This window comes from Streptomyces sp. NPDC006332 (assembly GCF_040612855.1).
Taxonomy (GTDB): Bacteria; Actinomycetota; Actinomycetes; order Streptomycetales; family Streptomycetaceae; genus Streptomyces.
Genome location: NZ_JBEXRA010000112.1, coordinates 1 through 9,151, shown reverse-complemented (window position 1 = coordinate 9,151; position 9,151 = coordinate 1). Strand labels below are relative to the sequence as shown.

The 9,151-nt window shown below is 71.4% G+C and carries 1 protein-coding gene; it reads left to right on the top strand.

All coding sequences use genetic code 11. The features are described 5' to 3' along the window. Positions 1 to 9,151: amino acid adenylation domain-containing protein (locus ABZ027_RS42525; RefSeq protein ID WP_356778372.1), on the top strand; the 9,151-nt coding region annotated here is incomplete at both ends.

Genomic DNA, 9,151 nt, shown 5'->3' with positions numbered 1-9,151 from the left:
GCCGCCCCAAGGGCGTCACCCTGGCGCACACCCAGGTGGTGCGACTGCTCGACACGATGCAGGAGCACTACGGCTTCGACGAGCACGACGTGTGGGCGCTGTTCCACTCCTACGCCTTCGACGTGTCGGTGTTCGAGATGTGGGGTGCCCTGCTCCACGGCGGGACCCTGGTCGTCGTGCCCCGGGAGGTGACGCGTTCACCGGAGGAGTTCCTGGAGCTGCTCGTCGAGCGCGAGGTCACGGTGCTGGCCCAGACCCCGACCGCCTTCCGCTCACTGGTGGCAGCGGCAGGTCAGGGCGATCCCCAAAGCGGGCAGTTGGCCCTGCGTGCGGTCATCCTCGCGGGTGAGAAACTCGAGGTCGGTGAGCTGCGTCCGTGGACGGACCGGCTGGGCCTCGACGCCCCGCATCTGGTGAACATGTACGGGCCGACGGAGACGACGGTCTACTGCACCTACCACCGGCTCACCCCGCGCGATCTCGTGCCGGGTGCGGCCGCGCCGATCGGACGTCCGCTCAGCGACACCACGATGCACCTGCTGGACCGGTTCGGCGAGCTGGTACCGATGGGCGCACCGGGCGAGATCCACGTGGGCGGCCCGGGCGTGGCCCGTGGCTACCTCGGCCGGCCGGAACTGACCGCGGAACGCTTCGTGCCGGACCCGTTCGGCCCGCCCGGCGCCCGCCTGTACCGCACCGGTGACCTCGCCCGCCGCCGGCAGGACGGCAGCCTGGAATTCATCGGACGGACCGACGACCAGGTCAAGCTGCACGGCTACCGGATCGAGCCGGGCGAGATCAGCGCCCGGCTGGCCGCCCACCCGGCGATCCGCGAAGCGGTGGTGATCGTCGGCGACGAACGGCTGGTCGCCTACGTCGTCCCGGACGGCGAGCTGCCCGCCACCGGCGAACTGCGCGCGTTCGTCGCCCTGGAACTGCCCGAGTACATGGTCCCGGCGGCCTTCGTCGAACTGGACCAAATCCCGCTCACCGTGAACGGCAAACTCGACCGCCGCGCCCTGCCCGAGCCCGACGCCTCCGTCGAAACCGGTCACACCTTCGTCGCTCCCCGCACTCCCACGGAGGAGCGGGTGGCCGAGGTCTGGCAAGAGGTCCTCGGCGTCGAGCGCGTCGGTGTCGAAGACGGGTTCTTCGAACTCGGCGGTGACTCCATCCGTGCCGTCGCCCTGGTCGGCTCGCTGCGAGCGGCCGGGTTCGACGTGGCCGTGCGAGACGTCTTCGAGCACCGCACGGTCGCCGGCCTGGCCGAGCTGATCACGGGACGTCCCGCGGTGACGGACGCCGACCGGCGGGTCGAGCCGTTCGCACTGATCAGTGAAGAGGACCGGGCCAAGCTCCCCGAAGGCGTCGTCGACGCCTACCCGCTGTCCCAGGTCCAGCTCGGCATGGTCGTCGAGATGCTCGTCGACGACAGCCGGAACAACTACCACAACGTCAGCGGCTTCAGGATCCGGGACGACCAGCCCTTCGACGCCGACGCGCTGCGGAAGGCCCTGCACCTGGTCGCCGGGCGGCACGACATCCTGCGTACGGCGTTCGCCATGCACACCTACGCCGTTCCGATGCAAGTCGTGTACGCCGAGGCCGACGTTCCGCTGGCCGTGCACGACATACGGCAGCTGGACGAGGACGCGCGCCGACAGGTGCTGCGGGACTTCGTGGTGACCGAGCGGGACACGGTGTTCGACCTGAGCACAGCGCCCCTGCTGCGGGCCGCCGTACACGTGGAGGACGACGCCGGCTGGCGGCTGTCCTTCACCCAGACCCACGCCATCACCGAAGGATGGAGCCAGCACTCGCTGCTGACCGAGGTGGTCTCCTGCTACCGGCGGCTGCGGGACGGCCTGGAGCCGGAGCCGTACGAGGCCCCTGCCGTGCGCTTCGCCGACTTCGTGGCCGGCGAGCTGGAATCCCTCGCCTCCACCGAGGACCGCGCCTACTGGCGGGGCATCTGCGAGGAGTACACGCCGCTGTCGCTTCCGGGCACCCTGTCCCCGGCCGACGAACCGGACACGGACTACACGGTCGTCGTCCCGCTGCGGGACCTGGAGGCGCAGCTGCGCGCGTTCGCCACCCGGTCCAAGGTGTCGCTGAAGAGCGTGCTGCTCGCCGCACACCTGAAGGTGATGAGCCAGCTCACCGACGAGGACGCCTTCCACACCGGACTGGTCTGCGACGCGCGCCCCGAGGCGCTGGGCGCCGACCGGGTGCCGGGCATGTACCTCAACACGCTGCCGTTCGCGGTGGACCGTAGCGCACGCACCTGGCGGGAGCTGGTCCAGCAGGTCTTCGCCCGTGAGGTCGAGCTCTGGCCGCACCGGCGCCACCCGCTGCCCGAGATCCAGCGGGAGGCCCGGGGCGGGCGGCTCGTGGACGTGATGTTCAACTACCTGAACTTCACGGGTGCTGTCGACGCCGACGTCGTCGACGTCGACGCGGGTCTGGGCGCGGGCTCGATGGAGTTCTCGCTCGCCGTGACCACGGCGGCCGAGGGCCTGGTCCTGAAGACCGGCACCCAGCACTTCAGCCGGGCCGACGGCGAGCGGCTCGGCGCGATGTACCGGGCGGTGCTGGAGTCGATGGCCGCGGACGACGAGGCCGACGCCGTCGTGCCGAGGCTGCCCGCCGGGGAGTTGGAGCGGATCCTCGGTACCTGGAACGACACGGGTGCCGAGCAGGTCGACGCCTGCCTGCACGAGCTGTTCGAGCAGCAGGTCGAGGCGACGCCCGACGCCGTGGCCGTGGTCTTCGAGGACATCGAGCTCACCTACGCCGAGCTCAACGCGCGGGCCAACCGGCTCGCCCACCATCTGCGGGGCACGGGTGTGCTTCCGGGCACCCTCGTCGGCGTCTGCGTGGAGCGGTCGGTCGAGCTGCTCGTCACCGTCCTCGCGGTGTTCAAGTCGGGCGGCGTGTATGTGCCGTTGGACCCGGACTATCCCGCCGAGCGGATCTCCCACATGGTCCGCGACGCCAAGGTCGCCGTCCTGGTCACCCGGCACGAACTGCTCCCGCTGGTCGAGGGAAGCGGCGCCACCGAGGTGCTGCTGGACGACGAGGACCGCTGGAGCGGTCGCAGCGAACGGAACCCGGAGCCCGTCACCGGCCCGGACGACGCCGCCTACCTCATCTACACATCGGGCTCGACCGGCCGTCCCAAGGGCGTGCTCTGCGACCACCGCGGCCTGGTCAACCGGCTCGACTGGACGCAGCGCACCTACCTGCGGCTGACCGCCGCCGATGTGGTGCTGCAGAAGATCCCGATCGGCTTCGACCCGTCGCTCGCCGAGATCTTCGGCCCGCTCATGGCCGGCGCCCGGATCGCGGTGGCCCGGCCCGGCGGTCACCGTGACCCCGGCTATCTGCGGGCGGCGATCGCCCGGTACGGCGTCACGAACCTGCACTTCGTGCCGTCGATGCTGGCCGCCGTCCTCGCCGTGGACGACCTGTCCGAGCTGCAGTCCCTGCGGATCGTGGTGTCCGGTGGCGAGGACCTCCCCGTCGCCCTGGCGAAGGAGTTCACCACCCGTCTGACGTGGGCGGAGCTGCACAACCAGTACGGTCCGTGCGAGGCCGCGGTCGACGTGACGGCCTGGCACTGCGCGCCCGACAGGCTGGACGGGCTGCACCGTGTGCCGCTCGGCTCACCGATGCACAACGTCACGATCCACGTCCTGGACGCCCGTATGCACCCGGTCCCGGTCGACGCCCCCGGCGAGCTGTACATCGGCGGTGTCAACCTGGCCTTCGGCTATCTGAACCGGCCCGACCTGACCGCGCGTTCCTTCGTGCCGGACCCGTTCGGCCCGGCGGGCGCCCGGCTCTACCGCACCGGCGACCGGGCGCGGTGGCGGGCCGACGGCACCGTCGAGTTCCTGGGCCGCACCGACGACCAGGTCAAGATCCGCGGCGCCCGCGTCGAACCCGGCGAGACCGAGGCGGCGCTGAGCGCTCTGCCCGAGGTGTCGAGCGCCGTCGTCGTGGTCCGCGAGGACAGCGCGGGCCTGCCGCGGCTGGTCGCCTATGTCGTCCCGGCCCCGGGACGGTCGGCCGACCCGGCCGAGCTGCGCGCCCAGCTCTCCCACGAGCTGCCCGATGCGCTGCTGCCGTCGGCCTACGTACGGCTGGACGCCATGCCGCTGGGCGCGAACGGCAAGGCCGACCGGCGTGCCCTTCCGGCTCCCGGCGCGGACGCTTTCGCGGCCGGCGAGTACGTGGCGCCGCGCTCCTGGCTGGAGGCTCGCGTGGCCGCCGTCTGGAGCGACGTACTGGACCTCGAACGGGTGGGTGTCGAGGACGGCTTCTTCGAGCTGGGCGGCGACTCCATCCGGGCCGTCGCCCTGGCGGGGGCACTGCGCGGTGCCGGCTTCGAGGTCGGCGTGCAGGAGGTCTTCGAACACCGCACGGTCGCGCAGCTGGCCGTGATGCTGGCGGGCCGTGCACCGGCCGGCGGAGCAGTCGCGGACGAGAACGCCGTACAGCCGTTCGCGCTGCTGCCGGAGACGGACCGGGCGCGGCTGCCCGAGGACGCGGTCGACGCCTACCCGCTGACGCAGGCGCAGCTGGGCATGGCAGCCGAACTGCTCTCCGGGGACGGCCGGAACAACTATCACAACGTCACGATGGTCCGGGTCCGGGACGACGGCCCGTTCTCCGCCGAGGCGCTGCGCTCCGCCGTGGCGCTGCTGGTGGAGAGGCACGAGGTGCTGCGGACGTCGGTGCACCTGTCGGGCCACTCGGTGCCGCTGCAGATCGTCCACCGCACAGCCGAGGTGCCGGTCGGCTGGGCGGACCTGCGCGGGACGACGGACCGCAAAGCCGGCGAGCAGCGGCTCGTCGACCACGCGGCCCACGAACGCGCCACGCTGTTCGACCTGTCCCGGCCGCCGTTGCTGCGGGTCTTCGCTCACCTGGAGAGCGACGACGCGTGGTGGCTGACGCTCACCCAGTCGCACGTCATCCTGGAGGGCTGGAGCCACCACTCCCTGCAGACGGAGCTGCTGGACTGCTACCGGCTGCTCCGGGACGGCCGCGAACCGGAGCCCTACCAGGCGCCCGCCGTACGTTTCGCGGACTGCGTCGCCGGTGAACTGGAGTCCCTGGCCTCGGCCGAGGACCGCGCGTACTGGGAGCGAGTGGCCCTCGACCACCGGCCGTTCGCGCTGCCGGACGACTGGGCCGACACCTCGGGCCGCCCGCAGGAGGTGTACAGCGTCCGCGTCCCGGTCGACGACCTGGCGGACCGGCTGAGGGCCCTGGCCACCGAGGCACAGGTACCGGTGAAGAGCGTGCTGCTGGCGGCGCACCTGAAGGTGATGAGCCAGCTCACCGAGGACGACACCTTCCACACGGGCGTGGTCTTCCACACCCGTCCGGAGGCCCCGGGCTCCGACCGGGTGCTCGGCATGCACCTCAACACCCTGCCGTTCCCGGCCGGCCGGTCCGCCCGGACCTGGCGGGAGACGGTGCGCGAGGTGCTCGCCACGGAACTGGCCGGTTGGCGGCACCGGCGTTACCCGATGCCGGAGATACAGCGCCAGTGGGGCGGCGGCCGCCGCCTGGTCGACGCCTACTTCAACTACGTCGACTTCCACCAGGTGGACACGGACGTCGTCGACACCGGCACCGGCATCAGCGACGCTCCCAACGAGTTCGAGCTGTCCGTGCACAGCCACGGCACCCACCACCTGACCCTGGCCACCCACACGCACGCCGTCAGCCGTGCCAATGGCGACCGGCTGGCGGGGATGTACCGGGCGGTTCTGGAGTCGATGGCGGCGGACGCCGACGGTGACGCCCGGGCGGTGTACCTGCCCGCCGGGGAACGGGAGGCGCTGCTCGGCGCCGTGTCGTCCGTGCAGAGCGCCTCGGTGGAGCAGTGTGTCCACGAGATCTTCGCGGAGCGTGCCGCGGCGACGCCGGACGCGGTCGCGGTGATCGCCGGCGACGTGGAACTGACGTACGCGGAGCTCGACGCGCGTGCCAACCGGCTGGCGCATCACCTGCGTTCGCTGGGCGTGGGCCCGGAGTCCCTGGTGGGTGTGTGTCTGGAGCGCGGCCCCGACCTGATGCCGACCCTGCTGGGCGTACTGAAGGCGGGTGCCGGATACCTGCCGCTGGACCCGGCCAACCCGGCGGAACGGCTCGGGTTCGTCCTCGCTGACGCGAGGGCGCGGGCCGTGGTGACCTCCGGGGGCCTCGGACCGGTGCTGGAGGACGTGTACGACGGTGAACTCGTCGTGCTGGACCGGGACGCGGAGACGATCGCCTCCCGCCCGCAGACCGCACCCGAGACACCGGTCGCACCGGACAACATCGTCTACGTCATCTACACGTCCGGCTCCACCGGCCGCCCCAAGGGCGTCACCCTGGCGCACACCCAGGTGGTGCGACTGCTCGACACGATGCAGGAGCACTACGGCTTCGACGAGCACGACGTGTGGACGCTGTTCCACTCCTACGCCTTCGACGTGTCGGTGTTCGAGATGTGGGGTGCGCTGCTGCACGGCGGGACCCTGGTCGTGGTGGAGCGGGAGGTGACGCGTTCGCCGGAGGAGTTCCTGGAGCTGCTCGTCGAGCGCGAGGTCACGGTGTTGGCCCAGACCCCGACCGCTTTCCGCTCGCTGATCGCCACGGCGACCGCACCGGGCGAGAAGCGGCTCAAGCAGCTGTCGCTGCGCGCGGTGGTCCTGGCCGGCGAGAAGCTGGAGGTGGCCGACGTACGCCCATGGACCGAACGCCTCGGCCTCGGCCGTACCGCGCTGGTGAACATGTACGGGCCGACGGAGACGACGGTCTACTGCACCTACCACCGGCTCACCCCGCGCGATGTCGTGCCGGGTGCGGCCGCGCCGATCGGACGTCCGCTCAGCGACATGACGATGCACCTGCTGGACCGGTTCGGCGAGCTGGTACCGATGGGCGCACCGGGCGAGATCCACGTGGGCGGCCCGGGCGTTGCCCGTGGCTACCTCGGCCGGCCGGAACTGACCGCGGAACGCTTCGTGCCGGACCCGTTCGGCCCGCCCGGCGCCCGCCTGTACCGCACCGGTGACCTCGCGCGCCGCCGGCAGGACGGCAGCCTTGAGTTCATCGGACGGACCGACGACCAGGTCAAGCTGCACGGCTACCGGATCGAGCCGGGCGAGATCAGCGCCCGGCTGGCCGCCCACCCGGCGATCCGCGAAGCGGTGGTGATCGTCGGGGACGAGCGGCTGGTCGCCTACGTCGTCCCGGACGGCGAGTTGCCCGCCACCGCCGAGCTGCGGGCGTTCGTCGCCCTGGAACTGCCGGAGTACATGGTCCCGGCGGCCTTTGTGACCGTCGAGCGCATCCCGCTCACGGTCAACGGCAAGCTCGACCGTCGTGCCCTGCCCGCCCCCGACGCCTCCGCGATCAGCACCGGGCGCGGCCATGTCGCCCCGCGCACCCCGCTGGAGGAACGAGTCGCCGCGATCTGGCAGGCGACCCTGGGCGTGGAGCGGGTCGGTGTCGAGGACGGCTTCTACGAGCTGGGCGGCGACTCCATTCGCGCCGTGATGCTGGTGGGTGCCCTGCGGGAGGCCGGTTACGACGTCACCGTCCGCGAGACCCTGGAGGCGCAGACGCTCGGAGCGCTGTGCGAGCGGCTCTCGGGCCGACCGGCCGACGGCGGCCCCCTCACCTCGGCGGCGGTCAAGCCGTTCGCGCTGGTCGGGGACGCCGACCGGGCACTGCTGCCCGAGGGCCTGACCGACGCCTACCCGATGATGCAGAACCAGATCGGCATGCTGGTGGAGATGCTGGGCGCCGGTGATCGGCTCAACTACCACCTCGTGACGTCCCTGCGGGTCCGGGACGGACGGCCGGTGGTGGAGGAGGCCATGCGGTCCGCGGTGGCGGAACTGCTGCGCAGGCACGACGTGTTGCGCACCTCACTGGAGCTGGACCGCTACTCGGTGCCCATGCAGCTGGTGCACGCCGAGGTGCCCACACCCGTGCGGTTCTTCGACCTGAGCGACCGCAGCGAGGAGGAACAGGAATACGCGCTGCGGGAGTTCGTCGCCGAGGAGAACTCGACGGCGTTCGACCACGCGGCCGGGCCCCTCGTGCGTATCGCGATCCACCAGTGCGCCGACGGAAGCTGGCAGTTCACCATCGCGCAGTCCCATGTGATCCTCGAAGGGTGGAGCTTCAGCGGACTGCTGACCGAACTGCTGGAGATCTACCGCGCCCACGCCGACGGCCGGGACCCGGAGCAGCTGCCCGCCCCGGCCATACGGTTCGCCGACACCGTCGCCGCGGAACTCTCCGCACTGGCATCGGACCGGCACCGTGGCCACTGGCGTGACGTCGTCGTCGGCCGGGAGAAGTTCACCATGCCCGAGGGCTGGGGCGACGCCGGCGACGCCGATCCGGAGAAGTACAAGCTGGAGGTGGCCTTCGGCGACCTGACGGACGGGCTCCAGCGTCTCGCTGCGGCGGCGAAGGTGTCACTGAAGAGCGTGCTGCACACCGCGCACCTGAAGGTGATGAGCCAGCTCACCCGTGAGGAGGAGTTCTTCACCGGCCTGGTCGCGCACGTCCGGCCCGAGGCGGTGGGCGCCGAGCGGGTGTACGGGATGTACCTCAACATCCTCCCGTTCGCGGTAGCTCGCACGGCCGGGACGTGGCAGGAGATGGTGCAGGACGTGTTCCGGCAGGAACTCGGCATGTGGGAGCACCGCAACTTCCCGATGCCCGCCGTCCAGCAGGAGTTCGGCAACGGCAGCAGGCTCGTCGACGTGTACTTCAGCTACCAGGACTTCAGCGGTAGCGACACCAGCATGATCGACGCCTCCGCCAGCACCGGGAACAGCACCAACGAGTTCGGTTTCTCGGTCTCGACGTCCCCCGGCCGGATCAACCTGCGGGCCGATTCGCGCACCCTAAGCCGTGCGCACGCGACCCGGCTGGCCGGCATGTACCGCGCCGTCCTGGAGGCGATGGCTGCCGACCCGAACGGCGACGCCCGGCTCGTCCTTCTGCCGGAGGAGGAGGCGAAGACGCTCGCCGACTGGTCGGTGGGTGCGGGGCCGGTGGTGGAGCGGCCGGTGGTGGAGGTGTTCGAGGAGCAGGCTGCGCGGGTGCCGGATGCGGTGGCGGTGGCCTG